Here is a 23,917-nt window from a genome sequence, read left to right on the forward strand (position 1 = left end):
TAAATACAGAATATAAGCTCGGCTTACTTAGCTAATTTCGCGGCAATGACGTTATCTATCCCAACTCTGCCTGAACCCGATATTGCCAGTGACACTGTGATAGCCAACAGTGCTAACGCAAATTCATAACCGTTATTTGCCATAAATAAACCGTTACTGATGTGTACGCTAGCAATGGCGATGACCATAGTGAACGCTAACACCACCGCAGCTGGACGAGTCAGTAAGCCTAATAGAATGAACAAGCCACCGAAAAGCTCTGCACTGCCAGCCATAAACGCCATTAATACGCCTGGTTCCATGCCAATCGATGCCATCCATTGTCCTGTGCCTTCTAAACCATAACCGCCAAACCAACCAAACAATTTTTGTGCACCGTGAGCCATAAAAATAATCCCAACTGGTACACGTAATGCCAAGGTACTGAAACCAGCGGTAGAGCGAGTGATATTTTTGATTAGTGCTTTCATGATAGTTATCCTCAATAAATTTAAACATAATATAAATACTGCTGTGAGTAGGTCTCACTGATTGATAATGAGTATATTGAGACTTGATTGAATAAAAAATCGGAATAAACTGAGCTCATAGTTCAAAATAATTGAATATGGAGTTAGCCATGCACCATGCCATTACGATTGATGCATTACGGGCGCTAGACGCCATAGAGCGTAAAGGCAGTTTTGCTGCTGCGGCCGCGTCACTGTATCGGGTTCCGTCAGCATTGACCTATACCATCAAAAAACTTGAAGATGATATGGGCACGGCATTATTTGACCGAACAAAACAAAAAGCCCAGCTGACGCCCGCAGGCAAAATTGTGCTGGAACAAGGACGGCAAATCTTACTCGCCACCAATCGGTTGATTGATTCAGTGCAGCAGTTAGAGTCAGGTTGGGAAACCGAAATTCGGCTGTCGCGCGATACTGTCATTCCTCAAGCGCCACTGTTTCAGTTGATTGAGCAATTTAACCAATTAGATCATTCAGTCGACATTAGTATCGATGTCGAAGCCGTCGGCGGAGGCTGGGATGCATTACACAGTCGCCGTGCCGATATTGTCATTGGCGCATCTGGGGAGTTGCCTCGAGGCGTATTTCAAACCCATAAAATCGGTGAAATTGAATTTGTATTTGCAGTAGCACCGCATCATCCATTGGCGTTTGTTGATGGCGTGTTAGAAGCTGACAAGCTCACTGAATACGCTTCAGTGGTGGTTGCTGATACCGCACAATTTTTGCCGACACGCAGCAGTGGCCTGTTTAAAAGTAAGCAGGTGATTAAAGTGAACACCATGGAAACCAAGATAGCTGCCCAATTGCAAGGGCTCGGGATTGGCTTTTTACCTAAGCATATGGTGCAATGCTACTTTGACAGTGGTGAATTAATTGAAAAAAAATGTTCAATTCCAAGGCCAAATCAGAGTTTGTATCTTGCCTGGCATAAAGATCATCAAGGTCGCGCTTTTGACTGGTTTGTGGAGCATTTACCTAACGCTGACTGGGGTTTGTAGCATCTGATGAGAACACAGTAACGACCAATGCGAGGTCGCAGATACGAGCTCACATTGGCGTTAATCAATCTAATCAGCATAATTGTGATATTGAATATCGACGTTGATGTCGTTGCTAAACAACTCGCTTAACTATTCCTAATTCCTATTCCTTTAACTATTCGCTTGAACACTCATTTGAACATTCTTGCTAACGTTAGTTTTCTTGTCCAGAAAGCCACTGAAACGTGTTAATCCTAGCGCTATAACCACAATCACAGCACCAACCCAAGGGGTATGCATTAGTCCTGCCTTAGCAACAATTAGCCCACCTCCCCAAGATCCAAGAGCAATTCCGACATTAAAAGCGGCAATATTTAATCCTGAAGCCACATCAACAGCATCGGGGGTGTACTTCTGCGCAAGTGACACCACGTAAACTTGTAGCCCGGGTACATTACCAAATGCAAAAGTGCCCCAGATTAAAATAGTGATCACAGCAGCAATAGGGTTAACCGCAGTAAAGTTAAATACCACTAATATGGTCGCAAGACCGCTGAAAATAATGCTTAACGCTTTAATTGGGCCCATTTTATCGGCCATTTTTCCGCCCCAAATATTACCAATGGCAACCGATATCCCGTATACCAACATGATTAGGCCAATAGATTGAGCTTCAAAACCAGACACTTGCTCTAAAATGGGGGCTAAAAAAGTAAAGGCCGTGAATGTGCCGCCATAACCTAGCGCAGTAATGGCATAGACCAGTAATAACCTTGGTTGAGTCAGTACTTTTAATTGCGATGATAATTTTGCCGCTGGTGGCTGGCTTAAATTACTCGGTACCAGCAAGCTACTGCCAATCAAGGCCACAAACCCAAGGATTGCGACAGTTAAGAAAGTAGCTTGCCAGCCAAAGGTTTGGCCAATGTAAGTGCCCAAAGGAACTCCTGTCACCAAGGCGACGGTTAATCCGGTAAACATAATGGCAATTGCACTGGCGGCTTTCTCTTTTGGCACTAACCCTGTGGCAATAGTTGAGCCAATAGAGAAAAACACTCCGTGGGCTAGCCCTGTGATAATACGTGCGGCGATTAAGGTTTCGTAACCGGGCGCTTGCCAAGCTAGTAGGTTACCAGCCACAAACAGTACCATTACTGACAGCAATACATGTTTGCGATTCCATTTTCCTGTTAATGCCGTTAGTACCGGTGCACCTATCGCAACACCAAGAGCATATAGGCTAACGAGTAACCCGGCGGAGGGTAAAGACACGTTAAGGTCTTGCGCCATCGTGGGTAGCAATCCCACAATGACAAATTCTGTTGTTCCTATGGCAAAGGCGCTAAGCGTCAGTGCAAGTAAAGCTAACGGCATGGTGTAGTCCTCTTTGAGTCATCAGTTAAATTGCTTGTCTGTTAATAGCGGCTATTATTGATTAGATTTTTGTTGCCAAAAACAGTATCTTTAGCAAATGACTTTTGTAATAAATAACAGTAATTGATACTAATAACCTCCAATCGGGATAACCCTTGAGGTTCATGAATGGGGTAGCCATGTTGACGCGATCTGATGACTTAGATATTTTATTAACTGTGGTCGACAGTGGCGGGTTTTCTGCTGCGGCAGACTCACTCAATATTCAAGTTGCGCGGGTGTCTCGTGCAGTGAGTAAAATTGAGCAACAACTTGGGGTGACCATATTAAATCGCACCACGCGGCGGATTGAATTAACCGATGAAGGGCGGCAATTTGTTGAGTCTGTTCGTTGCGGTTTATTGCAGTTGCAGCAAGCTGAGGATGATTTGGTTCGCCGTGGTGAACTACCGCAAGGGCGTTTGCGCGTCGATGCTGCCAGCCCATTTGTGTTCCATCAGTTAGTGCCGTTAGTACAAAATTTTCGCGCAACCTATCCAGATATCGAACTTGTGCTGACCTCTAATGAAGGTTATGTCGATTTATTAGAAAAACGCACCGATGTGGCAATTCGTATTGGAAAATTAGCAGATTCAAGCTTGTACGCGCGGCCATTAGGTCACAGCGCGTTACATATCGTTGCCTCGGCAGACTATTTAGCACGTCGTGGAGTACCGCAAAAGGTAGCCGATTTAGCCAATCATGATTTGCTTGGTTTTACCGAACCTAAAGTGCTGAATCAATGGCCACTAAAGGGCTGCGATGCGATTACTCCAACGATCAGCACCAGCAATGGCGAAACCCTGCGCCAACTGGTATTAGCGGGTAATGGTATCGCATGTTTATCGGGATTTATGATCAAAAATGACCTCGTCGCAGGGCGATTAGTGCCAATGCTCATGAATGAAAAAATCATCGCAACAGAACGTGAACAAATTAATGCTGTGTATTATAAGTCGTCAATAGTGGCTAGGCGGATCTCGGCATTTATTGAGTTTATTCAGCCAAGGTTAACCTTGTAAATTAACATCCCTTTATACAAGATGCTTAGTTAACTGAGAGGTGATATTGTGGTGTTTGTGAATTTATTTTTATCGTAACCGATGACATCATGATAAAACATTTAATGGACTACCTTCGTTTAGTGCTGTTTGTTTGTGGCGTATTGATTGGCATTCAAGTTCCCGGCTTTGTTGACCAATACGGCCAACGCCTAGAAGCGCATCAGTTAGAGGCAAAGCAGAGTTTGGGTGAGTTTCAGCATGACGCCAACCGTTTTTTTGGTGGTGATATCAATAAACTGATCCGTCATTATCGACAAAATAACGACCCAGTGTTCAGTGCTGGTGGTGAGAGTATTGAGTCTATCTACCAGCGTTATGTACAACTAACTGATGCATTAACTCGTTTTCGTCAACATAGTTATAGTCCTTACCAGCAAGTGTTTCTCGCACCGCAAACAGACATTCAGGCTGAAGTATGGCAAAACTATTCGCATGTTATTTTGTTAAAGCCAGAAGCCATTGCGGTAGGTATGTTGTTAGGACTATTGATCTCGATTCTATGTGAATCAGTATTATCTATTCTATATTTGGGCTGCCGTAAAGTATTGGCGCCAAGATAACCCTTCTTATTTAACTGTTAAGGAAATATTATGATCGCTAAAGGACAATCTCTACCAAAAGCTACCCTAAGCCAACTGACTAAAGACGGTATGGTTAACCATGATGTAACTGAATTATTTGCCGGTAAAAAAGTGGTCTTATTTGCCGTGCCGGGTGCATTTACCCCAACGTGTTCAGAAGCGCATTTGCCTGGTTTTGTTGTATTAGCTGACGAGTTCAAAGCTAAAGGTGTTGATCTTATTGCTTGTGTTGCTGTAAATGATGCATTCGTTATGAAAGCGTGGGGCGAAGCGCAAAATGCATCTGAATTGATGATGCTTGCAGATGGTGATGCCAGCTTTACTAAAGCATTAGGCTTAGAAATGGATACCGCAGGTTTTGGTGGCATTCGTTCACAACGTTATGCAATGGTCATTGACAATGGCGTGGTGACTTTACTGAACGTTGAAGAAGGTAAGTCATTTGAAGTCAGCACTGCAGAAGCGGTAATGGCTGCACTATAATCTGTTAATAACAGCTTGATGATATGACAAAAGGGTGCCTAATGTGGCACCCTTTTTACATTTGAAAAGCCTGTTAGAGGTTTAAACCTTACTCGCACCAATCCCCAAGTTTTGTTCGATATTATCAACACTGTTGCTCACTTCTAATGCAATGGTCTCACTTTGTTCAAAGGCATGCTTTGCCCGCTGGAGTAAATTGTCCATGGCTGCTACAAACTCATCAAGATGATGCACTTGTTGGTTAGCGTGTTCACTGCCTTGGCTGGCAATCTTTGCCATAGTACTGGCTTGTTGCTGTACTTGCTTAGCCACTGTTAACAAGCTTTGCGCGCGTATTTTTTGTTGTTCAGATGCTTGGCTAATGTCATTAACGCTGCTACTGAGCGCAGCATTAGAGGCCGTTAATTGGGTCAATATCGCCATAATATCTTTAAGCGATAACTGGGTTCGATGAGATAAGTTACGCACCTCATCTGCTACGACCGCAAATCCACGGCCTTGTTCGCCCGCTCTTGCGGCTTCAATAGCAGCATTGAGTGCCAACAAGTTAGTTTGATCGGCAATATTACCAATCACATCAACAATTTTAGCGGCATCAGTGACAGAGGTACTTAACTGGGTTAGTGAACGGTTACATTGGTTGACTGTAGTCAGGGTATTTTCGGTTGCCGTCAACACACCTTGCGCCTCTTGCTGGCTGGCTAGCATGTCATTCATGGTCTGTTGGGCGCTGTCCGTTAACTCGCTAGACGACCGGTTTACTAATTCGGCTAGCGCAATTAAATCAGCGGTTTGCCCTTGTGCTTGCTGCACCACGGTTTGCGTTTGCTGGGTGCTATTTGATAATGAGCCTATTCTGGCAACTAATTCGCTTAATGAGTGCGACACTTGGGTCATATTGTGTTTTTGCTGCTCATCCTCTTGCTCAAATCGTTGCAGTAGTCGATTAAAATGCGCCGCAATTTGGCCTGTCTCACATTGGCTTGTTACGGGTAGCGGTTCACGTTGGTTGGACTCACTTAACATAGAAAAAGCACGATTTAAGCGTTTTAACGGCGCCACAACTCTGCGCTGTTGTAAGATTAAATAAATCACCGAAAACAGTGCCAGCAAGGTCACCATGCTATACAGTAACCATTGTAAGTTGCGCTTTAATTGTTGGTCAGTTGCTGTCTGTATATCGGCCAGAGACACTAATTGCTGCTCGACTTGGCTAGTCGCATTCATTAGCGCCTTTTGTACCGCTTGAATATCGGTTTGCATTTGCTTGGTATTGGCAACCTCTTTACTGTAGCGCTGGGTTAAGCTGAGTAATTCTGAGCGAGGCGTTTCGCCAATTTCAACTCGCTCGGGCTCATCATCACCTAAGGCAAACTCATCGACTTCTTCAGTGCGGTAAATGCCTAATAATGGCAGTTTTTGCAAATCATCATGCCAAGTATTAAGCGCACTTATAGAGAAGTTAACACTGTTGATTACGCCCGTATCTTGGTCTATTAGTAAGGTTTGGGTTAGCTGTGATAATTGATAAACCAAGCTGGGTAATTCCAGCGTAAGCGCTAAATATTGCTGAGCATCGTTGTTGTCTTGTGGGGCCGATTGAGCATAGCGGGTTAGGCTGCGAGCGTAGTTGAGCATTTCTGATTCAGCAAATGCTAACAATTGACGTGGATTACCTGCTAGTTTGCCAGCAGCACGATATTTAGTGTCTAAGTCGCTGATCAGCTGGGTCATTAACTCAGTTAACGAGGTGCTATCTAGCTGCGGATGTGCCTGATGTAATTGGTTAATGCTGTTGGTGATACCTATAATATCGGTACGCGCTTGCTCGAGGTAGTTGCTTTGCCCAGTTTGTAGGTAGTTACTTATATTATTGCGTACATCGAACTGAAAGGTGTGTTGGATTTGCTGTAAATTTTGATTGAGCTGTTCGCTCACTTGTCGTTGCTGGTTACTCCATAGCACTGTTGCCGCTAATAAGGCTGCAAGTATTAATAATAATGCCGATGCACCGAGGGATAAAGTTGATATTTTCATGCTATCCAAACTTAACAGAAAGACCATTATGTGTATTTTATGGCACTAATGTTACAGTTTGTGTTGCGCAGTGAAGGTTGTTTAAGATAGGTCGAAAATAGGTCATAACATCAGTTTAGTGATATTAGTTTTTATCGATTATCGGCAGTGATACGAGTGCTTTCAGGCCGCCTAGGGGGCGATTAGACAATTGAATATTGCCATGATGACGGTCAACAATGCGCTTAATAATGGCTAAACCTAGGCCTGAGCCCACACTGCCACGAGCTGAGTCGCCTTGGGTAAAGGGTTGAAACAGTGACTCGACTTTGGTTTCATCAATGCCGGGGCCATTATCTTCAACACTAAAACATACTGTATTACCTTGATGATAAGAGCTTATTTTTATCCAGCCATTGCCATAACGGAAAGCATTTTCAACCAAATTACTCAGCACCCGTTTGATTGCTACACTATTAATGGCGATGTCAGGACAATCGGCTAATGATAATTCGAGGGTTTCTTCACGATGTGACTCTTGTTGGCTAATTTCTTGGATTAAGCGGTTGATTTGGTCAGGCTCACGAACGCCTTCTTGGTCGTTACGAATGTATGCAATAAATTGGTTAATAATCGCATCCATGTCTTCAATATCGGTGACTATGCCTTCTTTTAGATACTGATCATCTTCTACCATCATTTCAGATGCTAAGCGAATGCGGGTTAACGGAGTGCGTAAATCGTGAGAAATTCCAGCCATCAGTAAGGCACGGTCTTGCTCAAGTTGCTTCATGCTGTTGGCCATTTGGTTAAATGCATGAGTTACTTCAACAATCTCGGTAGAGCCGCTTAATGGTAACGTTGGCGGAAAATCACCTTTAGATACCGCGACGGCAGCTTTTTGCAGTCGTTTTAACGGTCTGTTTTGTCGCCGTGCAAACAACCAGCCTCCGGCGACACTGAGCCCACCAATAACTAATAAATACAGCGTTAATGGCGATAAATCTGACTCGTTAATACTGCTCAGCGGCACTTTAATCCATAACGTCGGTGCTTGTGGTGGCTTAATCCACACATTGAGTTTTTCACCTTGCGAAAAACGCACTTCAGCTTCACCGCCCAGATATACCGACATTTGCTCAGATAAAAAGCTGTAATAAGTGGCTTGGTTCAGTCCCGCTTCTTGAGCTTGTTTAAGATTATAAACCGTCATGCCATCGTCACGTACTTTGGCATTTAAGGCATCAACCATGGTGAGATGTTCACGGCCAACATCAACACCATCGACAAATAAAATATTGATTTGGCGGGCGATCAGTTGGTTAATTTGTTCATAACTGGGTTTGATAAAGTAAACGGCGACAGACCAATAAGACACCAATTGATTGATCAGCAGTAAACTGCCAATCAACAATACGGTCTGGCTAAAAGCGCTGCGGGGTAAAAAGCGTTGCCACCATTTTAACTTAAGTTCCATGACTTATTTACGTGTGGTGCCGTCGGGGACAAATACATAACCTAAGCCCCAAACCGTTTGGATATAGCGTGGGTTAGCAGCATCTTTCTCAATTAAACGGCGTAGGCGTGAAACCTGCACATCAATAGAACGCTCAAGTGCCGAATAATCACGCCCTCGAGCAAGGTTCATCAGCTTGTCACGCGATAATGGCTCTCTAGGGTGGTTAACCAGTACTTTAAGTACTGCAAATTCACCGCTGGTTAGGGCAATGCTTTCATCACCATGAAACATTTCACGGGTGGCAAGATTTAGTGAAAACTCACCAAATTCAATCATTTCTTCTTGTTGAGCTGGTGCTCCAGGGACTTCGATTATTTGACGACGCATTACCGCTTTAATGCGCGCTAACAATTCACGCGGGTTAAAGGGTTTTGGTAAGTAGTCATCTGCGCCCAGTTCTAGGCCAATAATTCGGTCTACTTCATCGCCTTTGGCGGTTAACATCACAATCGGAATCGGGTTTTCTTGTTGGCGCAAGCGGCGACAAATCGATAAACCATCTTCACCGGGTAGCATCAGATCAAGTACTAAAAGGTGAAAGTTTTCGCGCTCAAGTAATCTATCCATTTGTTCTGCATTCGCAGCACTACGAACTTGGAAGCCTTGCTCTATCAAGTAACGTTCTAATAATGAACGTAATCTCATGTCGTCATCGACAACGAGAATCTTCGAGGTTTCTTGGCCCATGACATATCCTTTAAACACTAAATTGATACCAGCAATGACTCAGTATGAAGTGTAATCGCTTAAATTTGAATAGCTGATTGTGGCAGAAATTGTAACTAAATAGCTGTAAATGTTTGTTTATCGCATAAATAGTACTGGATAGTTACATAAGTTGTCTTTCATTAAACTATTTAGGGTTAATGAGGTGATGGATAACGACTTATCATTATCCTTGTAATAACCGGCTAATACTGTGGCGTAAGATGCGTTTAGCGGCCAAAAATGTAATCGCAATAATCAGTAAAGTGCAAAACACAATCCCATATAGCCATAACATAGGTTGCCACATTGATACCCCTAATAGGCTTATGCTGTAGTCATCTATTGTGAGCATCAGTAAGCCTGCGCACAGAGCTGCAATTTCATATTCGGTTTGAGCTAACGTCGATATCGTTGATTAATCGCGATGTCATCAGGATTGGCCTCCATCATAAAAGATAACGTCAATTGCTGTTTACTTGGCTGATAAACAATGCTCGAAATGGCGCTTAATAAGCTTGATGTTTGTTGTGGATGGCTATTAAACATGGGCTCAATGATCAGCTGCTTTTGTTGCAGTACAAATCGCCCCCATTGTAGATGGGTGAAGTGCTCATTAGCTTGTGGGTCTTGGTGGAGGTTAATCTTCACCATGGCGTAATAGCCATTATCGAACAGCACCAAGCTACTCAGTGCCGGGGTCGACAACTGATGCCAGACACCATAGACAGATTGGCTTGGAGTGATGTCATAGTGATGTTGTTCATCGGCAACGCTGTCACCATTAGTGTCGATACTAAAGACTAACTGGGCTGACTCGACAGTAATTGCTATGTGCAATTTAGGATGAGCTATTTGGTAGGCAACTAGACCCTGTTGTTGATTACTACTGTAGCTTGGGAAAAAGTGAACATCTGCTTGTTGGATATCTATTCGCCCCCATTCTGCAACGCTGTTTTGTGGCTCAATTAAGTTTAATTGTATGTATAAGTAACTCTGGTCATGAGTTAACTGTAACAGCGTGATTTGTTCTGGGCTATCAATGATCCAATTACCAAAAATAGTCGCTGTAGGCGGCGATTGTGGGGCTGCATACAGTGAGTTGACCGTGATCAAAGCGCACACTAGCAACAACAATCGCGGAACGATATTTTTGACGCGATTAAGTGCAAGCGCTGGATGCTGACTTGGGCGTGACATGATAAACATAAGATCCCTTTATGTTTGCCTTTACAGTTCGGTGTGATTCTTATTGAACCGTGAGAGGTCTAGCTAGTGTATTTTAACTCCAAATCTTAGCGAGCACTAAGCTTAGACCTTAGTGTTAAATCCTAATTGATGGCTTAATTTTTAGAGTTTAAGCCTAGTAAAATATTCTGATTAATCAAATAAAAAAGCCCATTGCATTATGCAATGGGCTTAAGAATGGTTAATTTTTGCTGAGGGACTTAAGGCGCTAATGTTAGCAGTGCAGGTTGGGCTATAACTTGAAAGTCCAATGCCATGGTCACGCTTAATGCGGTAATGGTAATAATGGAAAATCCAAATACTTGCCTAGCCCAAGACTGTAAGTTGATGTCGCGACGATAACCTTTTAACGCCATGGCTAACCACCATAAACTGGTGGCAAAGGTTACGGCCATAAAGGCAATACCTGTATAACCCGCCAGCGGTAATAGTGCGCTAACCAATGCAAACACGGCAATGTAGAGCACTATATGCAGTTTTGCTTTGGCCATACCTTCAGCAACAGGTAACACCGGAATGTTGGCTGCGGCATAGTCATCAAAGCGAAATATTGCAATTGCATACGAGTGCGGCATTTGCCATAAACTGAACATCAGTAGCAAAATGATTGCACCTGTGTCCATTTGTCCACTGACCGCACAATAGCCTACAACTGGTGGCACAGCACCTGAGAAACTACCCACTAAGGTGCCGTAAACCGAGTTGCGCTTCATGTATAGACTGTACACGCCGACATAAACCACATAACCGATAGCGGCAAATAATACCGCTAAATTGTTAGTGAATATCACTAGCATGGTAAAGCCAATAATCCCCAGACCAATGCCAAAGCTCAATACAGCTTGTACCGATATTTCACCGGTAACGGTAACTCGGTTACGAGTACGCTGCATTTTGGCGTCGATATCGCGATCAATACAATTATTGACAGCGCAACCAGACGCCACCACTAAAGAGAGCCCTATCATGGTTGCAAACATCAAGGTCCAATCTACGTTACCTTGTGCGGCGAGTAAAAACCCGCCGGCGACGGAAATTAAATTGCCCATGATGATGCCAGGTTTAGTTACCTGAACATATCCTCGTAAGCGTGATGTTAATTGTGCTGACATAGATTGACCTTGATTATTCATGATAGCTGTCTAATTACATCATCAATTCGTTAGCTGCGTAGATAATCCACACAGATAAACCCACTACCATGACAATAATCAGTGCAGTGAATAAGAAAGAGAATGTATTGATCCTGCCTTCTTTAGAAAAATCTAAATGAAGGAAGTACTTTAAGTGCACCACGATTTGTACTATTGCCGCAGCAACCACAATCCATAAGGTGGTTGTATGGTCAAAGCTGTGAGTCATTACCGACCAAAATGGAATACCGGTTAAGATCACCGATAACACAAAGCCGACTAAATATGACTTAACACTGGCGCCAAAGTCGCCCTCGCCGTGGCTTGAATGTGCATTGATCATCACAAGACTCCTAACAAATAAACAACGGTAAACACACACACCCACACGATGTCTAAGAAATGCCAGAATAAACTTAAGCAACTTAGGCGAGTGATACTACGATTATTTAAACCGCACTTGATAACTTCGACCATCATGATCAGCATCCAAATTAAGCCCGCGGTAACATGCAAGCCATGCATGCCGACTAAGGCAAAAAATGCTGATAAAAAGGCGCTGCGATCTGGGCCATTGCCGTGTTCAATCAGATGATGGAACTCGTATACTTCCATCGTGATAAACACACAACCTAACGCGAAGGTGATTAACAACCACGCTAATGTCGCCGCTTTCTTTTGGTGTCTAGCGCAAATCATGGCAAAGCCATAAGTAATACTACTGACTAGTAAGGCGGCGGTTTCGATAAGCACGAAGTCTAATTCGAAAATATCTTTGCCCGACACCCCACCATCTGTGTTCATGAATAACACTGCATAAGTCGCAAAAACGGATGCGAACAAAATACAGTCGGTCATTAGATAAATCCAAAAACCGAATAAGGTGTTACCACTGGTATCGTGGTGTTCGTCATGGTGCTCAGTAGAATGAGCGTCGTGTAAATCTGCTTTAATAGCAATACTCATTATCTGCCCCTTGCTACGTTATCTATATGTGCATTTTCAATACGCGCGATTTCGTCTGGCTGCACGTAGTAGTCAACATCATTGTCGTAAGCACGCACTAAGAACAATACAAACGCACCTGCAAATCCAACAATGGCTAACCACCAAATATGCCAAATTGCGGCAAATCCCATTGCGGTAATCGCAGCGGCCATAAATATCCCACTGGCGGTATTTTTAGGCATATGAATCGGCTGGTATGTTTCACGACGTTGATAGGCAGTGCCTTTCTCTTTCATGTCGGTGAACGCATCAATGTCTGTTACTGGATCTAACTGGGCATAGTTATAGAACTGTGGTGGTGAAGAGGTTGACCACTCAAGCGTATGGCCATTCCATGGATCACCAGTAGTATCTAAGTTCTGCTCACGATCACGGAAGCTGACATACAATTGTACAAACTGTAAAATAATACCCACAAGGATGATAAACGCGCCGACCACGGCAAAGTAAAGCCAGAAGTTCCACGCTGGGTTATCTGTGTGGTTAATACGACGAGTCATGCCCATAAAACCAAGCACATATAACGGCATAAAGGCGATATAGAAGCCTATCTGCCAACACCAAAATGATGCCTTACCTAAACGTTCATTGAGGTGGAAGCCCATCGCTTTAGGGAACCAGTAGGCAAAACCAGCCATGTAACCAAATACCGCACCACCAATAATGGTGTTATGGAAATGGGCGATTAAAAACAAGCTGTTATGTAGTACATAATCTGCGCCAGGTAATGCTAACAATACTCCGGTCATGCCGCCGATGGTGAAGGTCACCATAAAGCCTAAAGACCACAATACTGGCACGGTGAAACGTAAACGGCCGCGATAAATGGTAAATAACCAGTTAAACAGTTTTACCCCAGTCGGCACCGCAATCACCATGGTCATCACCCCGAAGAAGGCGTTAACGTTAGCGCTCGACCCCATGGTAAAGAAATGGTGTAACCACACAATAAAGCCAAGTACAGAAATCGCACCCGTTGCCCACACCATTGAGGTGTAACCAAATAAGCGCTTAGAAGTAAAGGTTGAAAACACTTCAGAGAAAATACCGAAAGCCGGTAATACCAAAATGTATACTTCAGGATGACCCCAAGCCCAAAACAGGTTGATGTACATCATGGCGTTACCGCCACCGTCATTGGTAAAGAAATGGAAATCTAAATAACGGTCTAAGGTTAATAAACCTAACACAGCGGTTAAAATTGGGAACGATGCAACGATTAACACGTTTGCCCAAGTACAGGCCCAAGTGAAAATTGGCATTTGCATTAGCTTCATGCCCGGAGCGCGCATTTTCAACACAGTGGCGATAAAGTTCACCCCGGTTAAGGTTGTCCCGATGCCGGATATTTGCAAGGCCCAGATGTAATAATCAACCCCCACCCCCGGACTGTATGCGAGTTCTGACAATGGCGGATAAGCTACCCAACCCGTTTTGGCAAATTCACCTAATCCAAGTGATATATTGATTAATATCGCCCCAGAGGTCGTTAGCCAAAAGCTTAAATTGTTTAAGAACGGGAACGCGACATCACGAGCACCAATTTGCAATGGTACGACCAAGTTCATCAGACCAATCATAAATGGCATTGCCATAAAGATAATCATGATCACGCCATGGGCAGTGAAGATTTGGTCGTAATGTTCAGGTGGTAAATACCCCGCAGCGCCATTGGTGGCAAGTGCTTGCTGAGTTCGCATCATAATCGCGTCAGAGAAACCGCGGATCAGCATTACCATTGCTAACACGATATACATGATACCGAGTTTTTTATGGTCAACCGAGGTTAACCAGTCATGCCAGAGCACGCCCCATTTTTGATACTTAGTCATTAATGCCGCGATAATGAATCCAATAATGGCAACCGCAGCAAGGGTCACCATAATAATCGGTTCATGATACGGAATTGACTCGAGAGTTAATTTTCCTAGAAATGGCATGATTATTTCGCCTCCCCAGATGCAGTCGAAGAATGCTCTGTGGTTGAATGTGAAGGTGATGAAAGCCCAGAATTTTCCGCGTCCTTGTCGACCATGTGCTCCATGTTTTGCATATGCTTGGTATGATCCATACCAGACATTGATTCCATGTTGCTCATGTCGTGCATACCTTCCATGCTGTCCATTGGTTTCATATTCGAGTCTGGATGCATGTATTGCATGACAATGTAGTTAAACATGCCTTTTTGTACTGACCCGTAGTATTGCACCGGATTGTTTTCGCTCTTTTCAGCCAGTTGCTTATATTGCTCAACATCCAAGGTATTACCTTGCTGTTTTACCTTGGCAACCCAAGCATCAAAATCGTCAGCGTTTGCAGTTGCAATCGCATTAAACTTCATTCCAGCAAATCCAGCACCACTGTAGTTAGCTGAAATACCCTCAAAAGTGCCTGGCTCGTTTGCGATAAGGTGTAACTTAGTCGCCATGCCTGCCATTGAGTAGATTTGGCTACCTAACTGCGGAATGAAAAATGAATTCATTGCTGTGTCAGAAGTGATTTTAAAGTTAACCGGAACATTGGCAGGGAAGGCCAATTCGTTAACCGATGCGATGCCATATTCAGGATAAATGAACAACCATTTCCAATCTAATGACACCACTTCAACCTTCACCGGTTTAGCGTCATGCACTAGCGGTTTGTAGGGATCTAAATCGTGAGTCGATTTCCAAGTGATAACACCAAGAATGATCACGATAATAATCGGTACGACCCACACCACGATTTCAATGGCGGTTGAGTGTGCCCATTTAGGTGCATAAATTTCTTCATCGCGACCGTCGCGGAACTTCCATGCAAAATACAAGGTCATGAAAATTACTGGAATAACCACAATCAACATCAGCAAGGTTGCCACAATAATGAGATGCTTCTCATCGATGCCGATTTGACCTTTGGGATCCAGCACGCCGCCTTCACAACCGGCTAGCATAAATGCTAATGCAGCCAGTATAGGTTTACTTAAATTTCGAATTAACAAAGGAAGATTCCTCTAACCTTAAAGCTTACTACGCTACCAACAGGGGGATTGGCAGTTGCACAATAATCATCAAACGCGAATAGTGGAAAAAGATAAACTAAATCAACAGTATGTGATTTTGGCTTAGTTTCCCAAAAAAGATATATCTCGCGAATGGCGTATTAAAATAAAAAAGTTAAGCTTGTAAAGGCGGGGCGCGACAACCATGTGCCGTATATTCTAGCGATTGAGGAATAACAGGAGATAGAGCACTTAGCGCATCGCTCAGTTCGAGCAAGTTGCTAAATTTAGAATTAAGATTGAATAAACGCCAAAAGTGCTGGATAACTAAGGGATTAATCAGCAATAAACTGATTAAACCCGCACCCAAAAATTCAGCTAATATACCGTCAGCAATAGCGATAAACTCGCCAATATCAATAAAATGTCCGATTGAAATAGACAAGGCATCAGCTAAAGGTTGCAGCAACAGTAACCCGAAACACAGTGTTAAATGTGCTTTACTCAACTTGGATAACCTTGTGATGCGATTAAGCGATTTAACAAGGTATTGGCAAAGGGTTAGTTTCAAGAAACGTTTCCAACCGAGCTCAAAGGAGTGGGTAGTTGAATCAATAGATCCAGCTGACGATTTTCATTTGCAGGAGAATAACAAGAAGGCGCTATTGATTGAAAGTAAATCAGAGTAGTAAAACAGCGGAATTATTAAATAAACTTGAATTTGAACAATGTTTATACTGTTTATTTACATTGTTAACTGTTTTGTTACTTATCAATGGCTCAAAAGTCACAAATCTGTGATCCCTAGCACCTAATATAAATGGGTGGATGTGATCAGATATAAGCGCCTTAATTCAACAATCCTAACACGTATTGATACGTCCTTGGGGGGTTATGAGGATCATATTTTTTGCGAACTAAAATATTTTCTGGCTTCTGTATTGTTACAAATCGATACCGCAATAAACGCTTGCGGGCAGCAGATTATCTATTGAAGTTATTAGTGGCAGTCTGCGCCGGTTCAGCAGCGTTAAATAATCAAGTAATAATCACTTATGACTCGAGTATAAAGAGCCCTTCTCCACTGATGTTCCGTTGCGCGTAATGCAGCTAAGTGAATAATGATGCGGTTTTAGCACAACAAGTCTCCATCGATAAATTACACTATAATTTTTTAAAGCGCTGCAGTTAACTCACCATAAACAGCTGGTTTTTAAATGATTTAAACAATGAAATATCTAGATCTTTCTCAATAACCGACTGAGCTGCTACACTCATTTTGATTATATTAAGGTAAGATTAATTTTTATGCAGCGCCCACAACTACGCCAAGCTAAAACCATAGATAACGTTTTTAATAGTGCTTATTGGCACCTTAGTCAGCAAGACTTTACTATTGGCGAAATTCGTACCAAGCTTGAGCGTAAAACCGAGAACCAGCAATGGATTGATACCGTATTAGCCAAGCTAATCGACAGTGGTTATTTAAAAAATGACTTCGATTTTGCCGTGCGTTATTGCGAACTTGCTTTTAGCAATGAAGAGGGGACTGGCGCCATAAGGCGTAAGTTACAACTTCGCGGTGTGAGTGCAACAGAGATTGATGCCGCGCTAGAACAGGTTATGCACGAGCAAAAAATAGATACTTTTAAGCTCGCTACCTCAAGGCTACTAGGCCGATTTGAGAATTTTTACGGCACCAGCAGAGAAAAAGTCTATGCTCAAATGACCGCAAAAGGATTTTCTCGATCTGAAATTGATCATGCATTATCGTTACATCCACAAGGTGAAACATTGCGCAGTAAATTGGCGATAAAAGCAGAAAAAGTCGATTTAACAACTGAAATAATTAAGCTGTTTAATAAAGGTAAAGGTAAAACACTTATTTTACAGGAACTCAAACAGCGATTGATTGATGTGAGTGATTTTGAAGAAACCTTGTATCAATTAACCTTAACAGATGATGTCGATTTTTATCAAAGCTGTAGAAATGAGCTGGCTAAAAAACGCTATAACTTATCTGATTATAAAGAAAAGTCTAAAGCGTATGCGTTTCTATCTCGTAAAGGTTTTGCCAGTGATGAAATAAAAGAGGCCATGAGCATAGATAATGATGCATCATAAAAATAGCTTCTAGAGAAGTGCTGAACATTTTAACAATAAGCTGTGAATAGATTTTATCGATCATTAACATTTAAAATAAATATTATACTTACGTCATCATAGTCGTTATATCGCGTTAATGTGGTTGGCTACTATTCATGTGTTATTACTATTTGGGGCGGCAAATTATGTCGTTTAAACATAAGTTAGTGTCATTTATCGTTAGTTTGTCTCTGGGCACTTTGTTTTTTCTATTTTTATTCTTATGGATAGAAAAACAGATTGTCGTTGAGCAAGAGCAAGCTGCAACAACCCATTTAGCCTTAATGAGTACTATTAGCAAAGACATTCAACACACTCTTGAGCGATTAGATAGGTTTGATGATCCAGTGTGTAGTAGTGAAATGTTGCTGCATATGCGCCGTGAGAATTTCCTGTCTATCTTTATCAAAGATATAGGCTATTCAGATGAAAATGGTAAATTGCTGTGTACCGCAGGTTTAGGGATAATTGTTACAAAGAGTATGGAATCTGAGCCAGACTACATTAATAACTACGGTGCAAAAGTGTGGGTAAATAAAGCGTTAGAGCTTTTTGATAGGTTACATACAGCGGTTGTCATCAAGCATAACGCTTTCAATGTAGTGATTGAGCCTGCGGAGATCAATAAATTCAGTTCTATGGGATTCGATTGGGAAATTGTATTCAATAGAGCAAATCATTATAAACATGTGTCAGGCAGCAATAATCTATATGTCAAAGGTATCGTTGGCAGAGTGAACTTAACCCATGCCTATCAATTTCAACAATGTGATCCTGAATCATCTTACTGCGTCGCACTGAGCCTTAGTGCTGGCGAGTTTTATGAAAAAAACCGCCTGTTAATTGCTATCATTATTACGTCATCATTTTTTCTGACATTATTTTTATATTATTTTATATCATTTAAAATCAATGGTTTTATGTCAATAAGCGCTCGAGTTAAACGAGGCGTTAAATCAAACAAGTTTTTTCCTTTATTTCAACCGATAGTCAATATTCAAACCGGTAAGATCGTCGGCTGTGAAGTGCTGGCGCGATTTGAAGATAACGAAGGTAAAATATTTCCAGATGAATTTATTCCCAAAATTAGACAGCTGGGCCTGTCATGGGAGTTTACTGAGCAACTTGTTGAAAAATCGCTGCTGCGCCTAAGTGAAAGCGGTATTGATTTGAAGGGTTTTAAAGTCAATATTAATATTTTTCCTTCTGATGTTTCTAGCGGAAAAGTGTTAAAGATAATTGATCTGCCGTATGTGAATGATCATCCCATTAAGATTGTGCTTGAGATTGTAGAAGATGAACAGTTGACTGGTAAAGAGTTTGCAAACCACTTAGAGATCCTGGTGCAACATGGTTTTCTGATTGCAATCGATGATTTTGGCACTGGATATTCAAATTTAAACCAAGTGTCAAAATTGTCGTGTCATATTTTGAAAATCGATAGAAGCTTTATTAATGCCATGGAAGGAGGGTCCATCCGTTCATCATTAATACCTTATATTGTCCAAATGGCTAACGAACTTCATATAGACGTTGTTGCTGAAGGTGTTGAAAACATCATGCAACATCAAGCACTTAAAAATTTAGGAATATTAAACGGGCAAGGATGGTTATACGGTAAGCCAATGAGTGCCGATGATCTTTGCCCAATAATTAAACATTTTAAGATTTAATGTTTGGTTTTATTCTATTGGCCCAACCTTGGGTTGGAGATGAGTTCAGCAAGGCAAGTTAGCGAGATTTTACCTATTCACATAAATAGGTTTTACTCTCGCCAACTCTGTTTGGCGTTAGTCTTTTGCACTCTTAGCGCTGGCTGTTGGTGGCGTTATTGATGAGGCTTCGCGAGATGCAAGGGATCGAGTATCGCAGTGAGTTTATCTTCGCTCAGCTCGGTTTCTTCCAGTGCAATGTCTAATACCGATTTATGTTCTTTATGTGCACGTTTGGCTATTTTCGCGGCCATATCGTAACCCACCACTGAATTGAGTGCGGTGGCAAGAATAGGATTTTTCTTCAACACTTGAGTCAAGTTGTCGGTATTGGGCGCAAAATCCGCAAATACCTTATCCGTCATGGATTGGCAGGCATGGGTTAATAAATCGATGCTGGAGAGTAACTTGTCAGCAATCAGTGGCAGCATGACATTTAATTGAAAATTACCCGATTGCGCCGCGATGGTTATGGTCGTTTCATTACCGATCACTTCAGCGGCAATCATGGCAACCGCCTCCGGAATAACCGGATTAACCTTACCGGGCATTATCGATGAACCAGGTTGCAGCGCGGTTACACTAATTTCTTGTAGTCCGGCGATAGGGCCTGAGTTCATCCAGCGTAAATCATTGGCAATTTTCATTAAGGTGATCGCCAATCCTTTGAGCGCCGAAGCCACGGCAAGAGTGTGATCTTGGCTACTCATGTATAAGGCCGGAACAGGTGCCGCCTGCCAAGGATGCTGGTCTTGCTGCTGTAAATAATCACAAGCGAGTTTGGCAAAACGCGGATCACAATTAACCCCAGTGCCAACCGCAGTGCCGCCCAGAGGTAAATGATGTAAGTTGAGCTCTGCTTGTTGGAGCTTCGCTTGAGCAGCATTGAGCTGTAGTCGCCAACATTGTAGTTCTTGCCCTAAGGTAATCGGCATAGCGTCCATTAAATGGGTGCGTCCAGTTTTGACCAAATTTACATGCTCATCGGCCAAAAACGCTAATTTGTCACTTAAGCGATTAATGGCCGGATACAGTAGAGCCTTTAAATGCCGCACTGTACTAATGTGAATACCGGCAGGCACCACATCGTTGCTGCTTTGGCCCATATTGACATGATCGTTGGGGTGAACTTTATCCTGCAAAATGTCGCTGGCTAAGCTGGCAATCACTTCGTTAACATTCATATTGGAACTGGTGCCTGAACCGGTTTGGAACAGATCCAGTGGGAAATGGGTTGAAAAGTCGAGCTGTTTACTGGCGGTAATCGCTTGTTGGATCGCCGCCGCCATGGCGTTATCCAGCAAACCTAACTGACTATTAGCGTGTGCTGCCGCTGATTTTATGTCGAGTAGGGCAACGATTGCCGGTGTAGGAAAACGCCGCTCTGAAAATTGAAAATTATCCAGTGCTCGCTGGGTTTGTGCCTGATAATAAACATCATTTGGCACTTCAACTTTACCCATGCTGTCATATTCTATACGTATCTTACTCATAATATTTCCGACTCGATTTTTGATTGGGATATGTTAGTGTGTTCACTAAGCTTAGCAGGAAGTACTCATAAACGTTTATAGGGAGATCATTAATGAAAGACTCTATGCAATTATTGAAACAACTTGAGAGTAATGGAAAAAATTTCCGATATTACAGCTTTGACCGATTAGCCGAACACTTCGATTTATCCCGCTTACCCTTTGCGGCAAAAATATTATTAGAAAATCTACTGCGCTATGAAAATTCGGAGTTTGTCCAGCCAAAGGATATTGAAACCTTGGCCCGCTGGGATTTAGATGACTGGTCTGAAACCGAAATTGCCTTTGTCCCATCCCGGGTCATTTTACAAGATTTTACCGGTGTACCTTCAGTCGTCGATTTAGCCGCCATGCGTGATGCCATTATAACGCTAGGTGGTAATGCTGCCGCGATTAATCCGCTGAACCCGGTAGAGCTGGTTATTGACCACTCAGTGATGGTCGATGTATTTGCCGAAACAGGGGCGTTGCAACAAAATACTGCCATTGAAATCCAACGAAATCGCGAACGATATCAGTTTTTGCGTTGGGGTCAGCAAGCCTTCGATAACTTTAAAGTCGTGCCGCCAGGGCGCGGTATCGTGCATCAAATCAATCTAGAATATCTGGCAAGAGTGGTTTTTGTTAAAGAAGATGAAGATAACTTATTGTATCCAGACACCTTAGTCGGAACCGATTCCCATACCACCATGATCAACGGCTTGGGTGTGTTGGGGTGGGGCGTGGGCGGTATTGAGGCTGAGGCTGCGATGTTAGGCCAACCAGTGACAATGTTGTTACCCGAGATCGTTGGTTTTGAATTTGTCGGCAAATTGCCTCCTGGGGTTACCGCTACCGATCTGGTGTTAACCGTAACTGAGCAGTTGCGCTCATTTGGCGTGGTCGGCAAGTTCGTCGAGTTTTTTGGTGCCGGGGTTGATCAATTAACCTTGGCTGATAGGGCGACCATTGCCAATATGGCGCCAGAATACGGTGCCACCTGTGGCATTTTCCCGATCGACCAACAAACGCTAGATTACCTAAAACTTACTGGTCGTGATCCAGAGCATATCGAGCTGATCAAGACATATCTTAAAAAGATGGGCATGTGGGCCAGTGCATCCGACAACAAAGCCTGTTATCACGCCAGCTTACAACTGGATTTAGGCAGTATTGTGCCTTCTATCGCAGGTCCCAAAAGGCCACAGGACAGAATTGCACTTGAGCAAGCTGGAGTCAGTTTCCGTCAGTGGTTAGACAGTCAAATCCCTGTTAGCCAAATAGACGCTGAAGGTAAAGATGAGCTGGCAAGCGAGGGTGGCCCATCGGTGCAAGTCCCCGTCGTCGATGGTAGCGCAGGTGTTGCGTGTCGTTATCGAGATAAAGACTTTGTGCTCGAAGCCGGCGCTGTGGTGATAGCTGCGATAACCAGTTGTACTAATACCTCTAATCCATCAGTGTTAATCGCCGCTGGACTATTGGCCAGAAATGCCCGTAAAAAGGGTTTACAGGTTAAACCTTGGGTAAAAACCAGCTTTGCACCTGGCTCGCAGGTAGTTACGGATTATTTAATAAAATCAGGTCTTAATGTCGATTTAGATGCTCTAGGATTTCAGTTAGTTGGCTACGGTTGCACTACCTGTATTGGTAATTCCGGCCCATTGCCTCAGCCCGTCAGTGAAGCGATACAACAGGGCAGGTTGAAGGTGTGTTCGGTGTTATCGGGCAATCGTAACTTTGATGGTCGCATCCATCCAGAAGTACAAGCCAATTACTTAGCATCGCCGCCGCTGGTGGTGGCATATGCATTGGCCGGTAATATGAAAGCTGATATGGTTACTGAACCACTGGGTGAGGATGCCAATGGCAAAGCCGTGTATTTAAAAGATATCTGGCCAGACAATCAGGAAATCCAACAGGTTATGGCCAGCGCGGTGCAAAGCGAGATGTTTGTTTCCCGTTATGCCGATGTATACAGCGGTGATGTAGACTGGCAAGGACTTGAGGTAGTGCAGAGCCAAAAATATAACTGGCCTGATTCCACTTATGTTAAACAACCGCCATTCTTTGATGGGATCAGTGCAGAGGTTCCCCAAATTATGGGTATCGACAATGCCCGTTGTTTACTTAAGTTGGGTGATTCGGTCACCACCGACCATATTTCACCCGCGGGCTCTATTGCACCAGACAGCCCAGCCGGAGATTATTTACAGCAAGCAGGGGTTGCCATTAAGGACTTTAACTCTTACGGTTCACGCCGCGGCAACCATGAAGTCATGATGCGCGGCACCTTTGCCAATGTAAGGCTAAGAAATTTGCTGGCGCCAGGGACCGAAGGTTGCTGGACTCGCTTGATGCCGACAGGTGAGTCGATGACAGTATTTGATGCTGCTATGTATTATCAGCAACATAACACAGCGTGTATTGTGCTTGCGGGTAAGGAGTACGGTACTGGCAGCTCACGCGATTGGGCGGCGAAAGGGCCTGCACTTTTGGGAGTAAAAGCGGTTATCGCACAAAGTTATGAACGTATTCACCGTTCTAATTTGGTTGGCATGGGTATTTTGCCGTTGCAGTTTATGCCTGATGACAGTGCGGAGTCGCTAAATCTCACCGGTGAAGAGCAATTCAGTATTCCTGCTGTAAGCGCCGATCAGAAAACCGTCAATGTGTCAGTGATCGACAAAGCGGGTAAGCAACGTTTGTTTGAAGTTAAAATCCGTATTGATACGCCTAATGAGTTCAGTTATTACCGACATGGCGGTATTTTGCATTATGTATTACGCAATTTGGCTAAGTCGTCTAGCTAAGTCATTGAGGTGTATTTCAGTTGAACAGGGCGTTAAATAGCCTGTAAATGGGCCCAAGTTGCATGACTTGGGCCTCTTTTTTGGAATCGAGATG

At 43.2% G+C, this 23,917-nt stretch carries 21 protein-coding genes; 7 read left to right on the forward strand and 14 right to left on the reverse strand.

Annotated elements, in window-relative coordinates:
• Window positions 1-23: 23 nt before the first annotated feature.
• The gene (locus tag H5114_RS11490; RefSeq protein ID WP_182722990.1) at window positions 24-470 is read right to left on the reverse strand and encodes a DoxX family protein; all 447 of its coding nucleotides are present in this window, start codon (window positions 468-470) and stop codon (window positions 24-26) included.
• A gap of 149 nt (window positions 471-619) precedes the next feature.
• Between H5114_RS11490 and H5114_RS11495 the strand changes: the two genes are divergently transcribed.
• Entirely contained in the window at window positions 620-1,513 is an 894-nt protein-coding gene (locus tag H5114_RS11495) for a LysR substrate-binding domain-containing protein (protein WP_182722991.1), read from the forward strand.
• 153 nt (window positions 1,514-1,666) lie between these two features.
• On the opposite strand, the gene H5114_RS11500 is transcribed toward H5114_RS11495, so the two are convergent.
• Window positions 1,667-2,869 (reverse strand): MFS transporter, encoded by a 1,203-nt coding sequence (locus H5114_RS11500; protein WP_182722992.1) that lies wholly within the window; start codon window positions 2,867-2,869, stop codon window positions 1,667-1,669.
• 179 nt (window positions 2,870-3,048) lie between these two features.
• On the opposite strand from H5114_RS11500, the gene H5114_RS11505 reads away from it, so the two are divergent.
• The 3 genes from H5114_RS11505 (at window position 3,049) to H5114_RS11515 (ending at window position 5,036) form a co-directional block, all read left to right on the forward strand.
• The gene (locus tag H5114_RS11505) at window positions 3,049-3,930 is read left to right on the forward strand and encodes a LysR family transcriptional regulator (protein WP_182722993.1); all 882 of its coding nucleotides are present in this window, start codon (window positions 3,049-3,051) and stop codon (window positions 3,928-3,930) included.
• Between the two features lie 89 nt (window positions 3,931-4,019).
• On the forward strand, window positions 4,020-4,532 hold the full coding sequence (locus tag H5114_RS11510; protein WP_182722994.1) for a DUF2937 family protein: 513 nt from the start codon (window positions 4,020-4,022) through the stop codon (window positions 4,530-4,532).
• A 30-nt stretch (window positions 4,533-4,562) separates the two neighbouring features.
• Window positions 4,563-5,036 (forward strand): peroxiredoxin, encoded by a 474-nt coding sequence (locus H5114_RS11515; RefSeq protein ID WP_124018220.1) that lies wholly within the window; start codon window positions 4,563-4,565, stop codon window positions 5,034-5,036.
• Window positions 5,037-5,117: 81 nt separating this feature from the next.
• Here the strand turns inward: H5114_RS11515 and H5114_RS11520 are convergent, their stop codons facing one another.
• The 11 genes from H5114_RS11520 to H5114_RS11570 all read right to left on the reverse strand — a co-directional run bounded on the left by H5114_RS11520 (window position 5,118) and on the right by H5114_RS11570 (window position 16,153).
• A complete protein-coding gene (locus tag H5114_RS11520; RefSeq protein ID WP_182722995.1) occupies window positions 5,118-7,073 on the reverse strand; it encodes a methyl-accepting chemotaxis protein in 1,956 nt (651 codons plus the stop codon).
• A gap of 124 nt (window positions 7,074-7,197) precedes the next feature.
• Entirely contained in the window at window positions 7,198-8,529 is a 1,332-nt protein-coding gene (envZ, locus tag H5114_RS11525) for a two-component system sensor histidine kinase EnvZ (RefSeq protein ID WP_182722996.1), read from the reverse strand.
• Window positions 8,530-8,532: 3 nt separating this feature from the next.
• Complete coding sequence (ompR, locus tag H5114_RS11530; RefSeq protein ID WP_182697654.1) at window positions 8,533-9,258, reverse strand: two-component system response regulator OmpR; 726 nt, start codon at window positions 9,256-9,258, stop codon at window positions 8,533-8,535.
• A 205-nt stretch (window positions 9,259-9,463) separates the two neighbouring features.
• Window positions 9,464-9,631 (reverse strand): hypothetical protein, encoded by a 168-nt coding sequence (locus H5114_RS11535; protein ID WP_182722997.1) that lies wholly within the window; start codon window positions 9,629-9,631, stop codon window positions 9,464-9,466.
• A 44-nt stretch (window positions 9,632-9,675) separates the two neighbouring features.
• Window positions 9,676-10,485, reverse strand: a complete 810-nt coding sequence (locus H5114_RS11540; protein WP_182722998.1) for a hypothetical protein — start codon at window positions 10,483-10,485, stop codon at window positions 9,676-9,678.
• 239 nt (window positions 10,486-10,724) lie between these two features.
• A complete protein-coding gene (gene cyoE / locus H5114_RS11545; RefSeq protein WP_182722999.1) occupies window positions 10,725-11,657 on the reverse strand; it encodes a heme o synthase in 933 nt (310 codons plus the stop codon).
• A 13-nt stretch (window positions 11,658-11,670) separates the two neighbouring features.
• Window positions 11,671-12,000, reverse strand: a complete 330-nt coding sequence (gene cyoD, locus H5114_RS11550) for a cytochrome o ubiquinol oxidase subunit IV (RefSeq protein WP_182723000.1) — start codon at window positions 11,998-12,000, stop codon at window positions 11,671-11,673.
• Window positions 12,000-12,623 carry a cytochrome o ubiquinol oxidase subunit III gene (gene cyoC, locus H5114_RS11555; RefSeq protein WP_182723001.1) on the reverse strand — a complete coding sequence of 208 codons (624 nt, stop codon included), beginning with the start codon at window positions 12,621-12,623 and terminating at the stop codon, window positions 12,000-12,002. Before cyoC ends, cyoD begins: the two co-directional genes overlap by 1 nt.
• A complete protein-coding gene (gene cyoB, locus H5114_RS11560) occupies window positions 12,623-14,605 on the reverse strand; it encodes a cytochrome o ubiquinol oxidase subunit I (protein WP_182723002.1) in 1,983 nt (660 codons plus the stop codon). Before cyoB ends, cyoC begins: the two co-directional genes overlap by 1 nt.
• 2 nt (window positions 14,606-14,607) lie before the next feature.
• Complete coding sequence (gene cyoA, locus H5114_RS11565; protein WP_182723003.1) at window positions 14,608-15,645, reverse strand: ubiquinol oxidase subunit II; 1,038 nt, start codon at window positions 15,643-15,645, stop codon at window positions 14,608-14,610.
• 175 nt (window positions 15,646-15,820) lie between these two features.
• Window positions 15,821-16,153, reverse strand: a complete 333-nt coding sequence (locus tag H5114_RS11570; RefSeq protein ID WP_243640999.1) for a hypothetical protein — start codon at window positions 16,151-16,153, stop codon at window positions 15,821-15,823.
• Between the two features lie 800 nt (window positions 16,154-16,953).
• On the opposite strand from H5114_RS11570, the gene H5114_RS11575 reads away from it, so the two are divergent.
• Together H5114_RS11575 and H5114_RS11580 are read left to right on the forward strand one after the other, a co-directional pair.
• A complete protein-coding gene (locus H5114_RS11575) occupies window positions 16,954-17,769 on the forward strand; it encodes a RecX family transcriptional regulator (RefSeq protein ID WP_182723004.1) in 816 nt (271 codons plus the stop codon).
• A 188-nt stretch (window positions 17,770-17,957) separates the two neighbouring features.
• Complete coding sequence (locus H5114_RS11580; RefSeq protein ID WP_182723005.1) at window positions 17,958-19,463, forward strand: EAL domain-containing protein; 1,506 nt, start codon at window positions 17,958-17,960, stop codon at window positions 19,461-19,463.
• A gap of 155 nt (window positions 19,464-19,618) precedes the next feature.
• On the opposite strand, the gene H5114_RS11585 is transcribed toward H5114_RS11580, so the two are convergent.
• A complete protein-coding gene (locus H5114_RS11585) occupies window positions 19,619-20,995 on the reverse strand; it encodes a lyase family protein (RefSeq protein WP_220492547.1) in 1,377 nt (458 codons plus the stop codon).
• 92 nt (window positions 20,996-21,087) lie between these two features.
• On the opposite strand from H5114_RS11585, the gene acnA reads away from it, so the two are divergent.
• Window positions 21,088-23,823 carry an aconitate hydratase AcnA gene (gene acnA / locus H5114_RS11590; RefSeq protein ID WP_182723006.1) on the forward strand — a complete coding sequence of 912 codons (2,736 nt, stop codon included), beginning with the start codon at window positions 21,088-21,090 and terminating at the stop codon, window positions 23,821-23,823.
• The last annotated feature ends 94 nt before the right edge of the window (window positions 23,824-23,917 follow it).

Origin of the sequence: Shewanella sp. SR43-8, assembly GCF_014163775.1 — a bacterium.
Taxonomy (GTDB): Bacteria; Pseudomonadota; Gammaproteobacteria; order Enterobacterales; family Shewanellaceae; genus Shewanella; species Shewanella vesiculosa.

Coding starts and splice junctions, on each gene's coding strand:
- H5114_RS11490 (WP_182722990.1), bottom strand. CDS start 470: ATGAAAGCACTAATCAAAAATATCACTCGCTCTACCGCTGGTTTCAGT.
- H5114_RS11495 (WP_182722991.1), top strand. CDS start 620: ATGCACCATGCCATTACGATTGATGCATTACGGGCGCTAGACGCCATA.
- H5114_RS11500 (WP_182722992.1), bottom strand. CDS start 2,869: ATGCCGTTAGCTTTACTTGCACTGACGCTTAGCGCCTTTGCCATAGGA.
- H5114_RS11505 (WP_182722993.1), top strand. CDS start 3,049: ATGTTGACGCGATCTGATGACTTAGATATTTTATTAACTGTGGTCGAC.
- H5114_RS11510 (WP_182722994.1), top strand. CDS start 4,020: ATGATAAAACATTTAATGGACTACCTTCGTTTAGTGCTGTTTGTTTGT.
- H5114_RS11515 (WP_124018220.1), top strand. CDS start 4,563: ATGATCGCTAAAGGACAATCTCTACCAAAAGCTACCCTAAGCCAACTG.
- H5114_RS11520 (WP_182722995.1), bottom strand. CDS start 7,073: ATGAAAATATCAACTTTATCCCTCGGTGCATCGGCATTATTATTAATA.
- envZ (WP_182722996.1), bottom strand. CDS start 8,529: ATGGAACTTAAGTTAAAATGGTGGCAACGCTTTTTACCCCGCAGCGCT.
- ompR (WP_182697654.1), bottom strand. CDS start 9,258: ATGGGCCAAGAAACCTCGAAGATTCTCGTTGTCGATGACGACATGAGA.
- H5114_RS11535 (WP_182722997.1), bottom strand. CDS start 9,631: ATGCTCACAATAGATGACTACAGCATAAGCCTATTAGGGGTATCAATG.
- H5114_RS11540 (WP_182722998.1), bottom strand. CDS start 10,485: ATGTTTATCATGTCACGCCCAAGTCAGCATCCAGCGCTTGCACTTAAT.
- cyoE (WP_182722999.1), bottom strand. CDS start 11,657: ATGAATAATCAAGGTCAATCTATGTCAGCACAATTAACATCACGCTTA.
- cyoD (WP_182723000.1), bottom strand. CDS start 12,000: ATGATCAATGCACATTCAAGCCACGGCGAGGGCGACTTTGGCGCCAGT.
- cyoC (WP_182723001.1), bottom strand. CDS start 12,623: ATGAGTATTGCTATTAAAGCAGATTTACACGACGCTCATTCTACTGAG.
- cyoB (WP_182723002.1), bottom strand. CDS start 14,605: ATGCCATTTCTAGGAAAATTAACTCTCGAGTCAATTCCGTATCATGAA.
- H5114_RS11575 (WP_182723004.1), top strand. CDS start 16,954: ATGCAGCGCCCACAACTACGCCAAGCTAAAACCATAGATAACGTTTTT.
- H5114_RS11585 (WP_220492547.1), bottom strand. CDS start 20,995: ATGAGTAAGATACGTATAGAATATGACAGCATGGGTAAAGTTGAAGTG.
- acnA (WP_182723006.1), top strand. CDS start 21,088: ATGAAAGACTCTATGCAATTATTGAAACAACTTGAGAGTAATGGAAAA.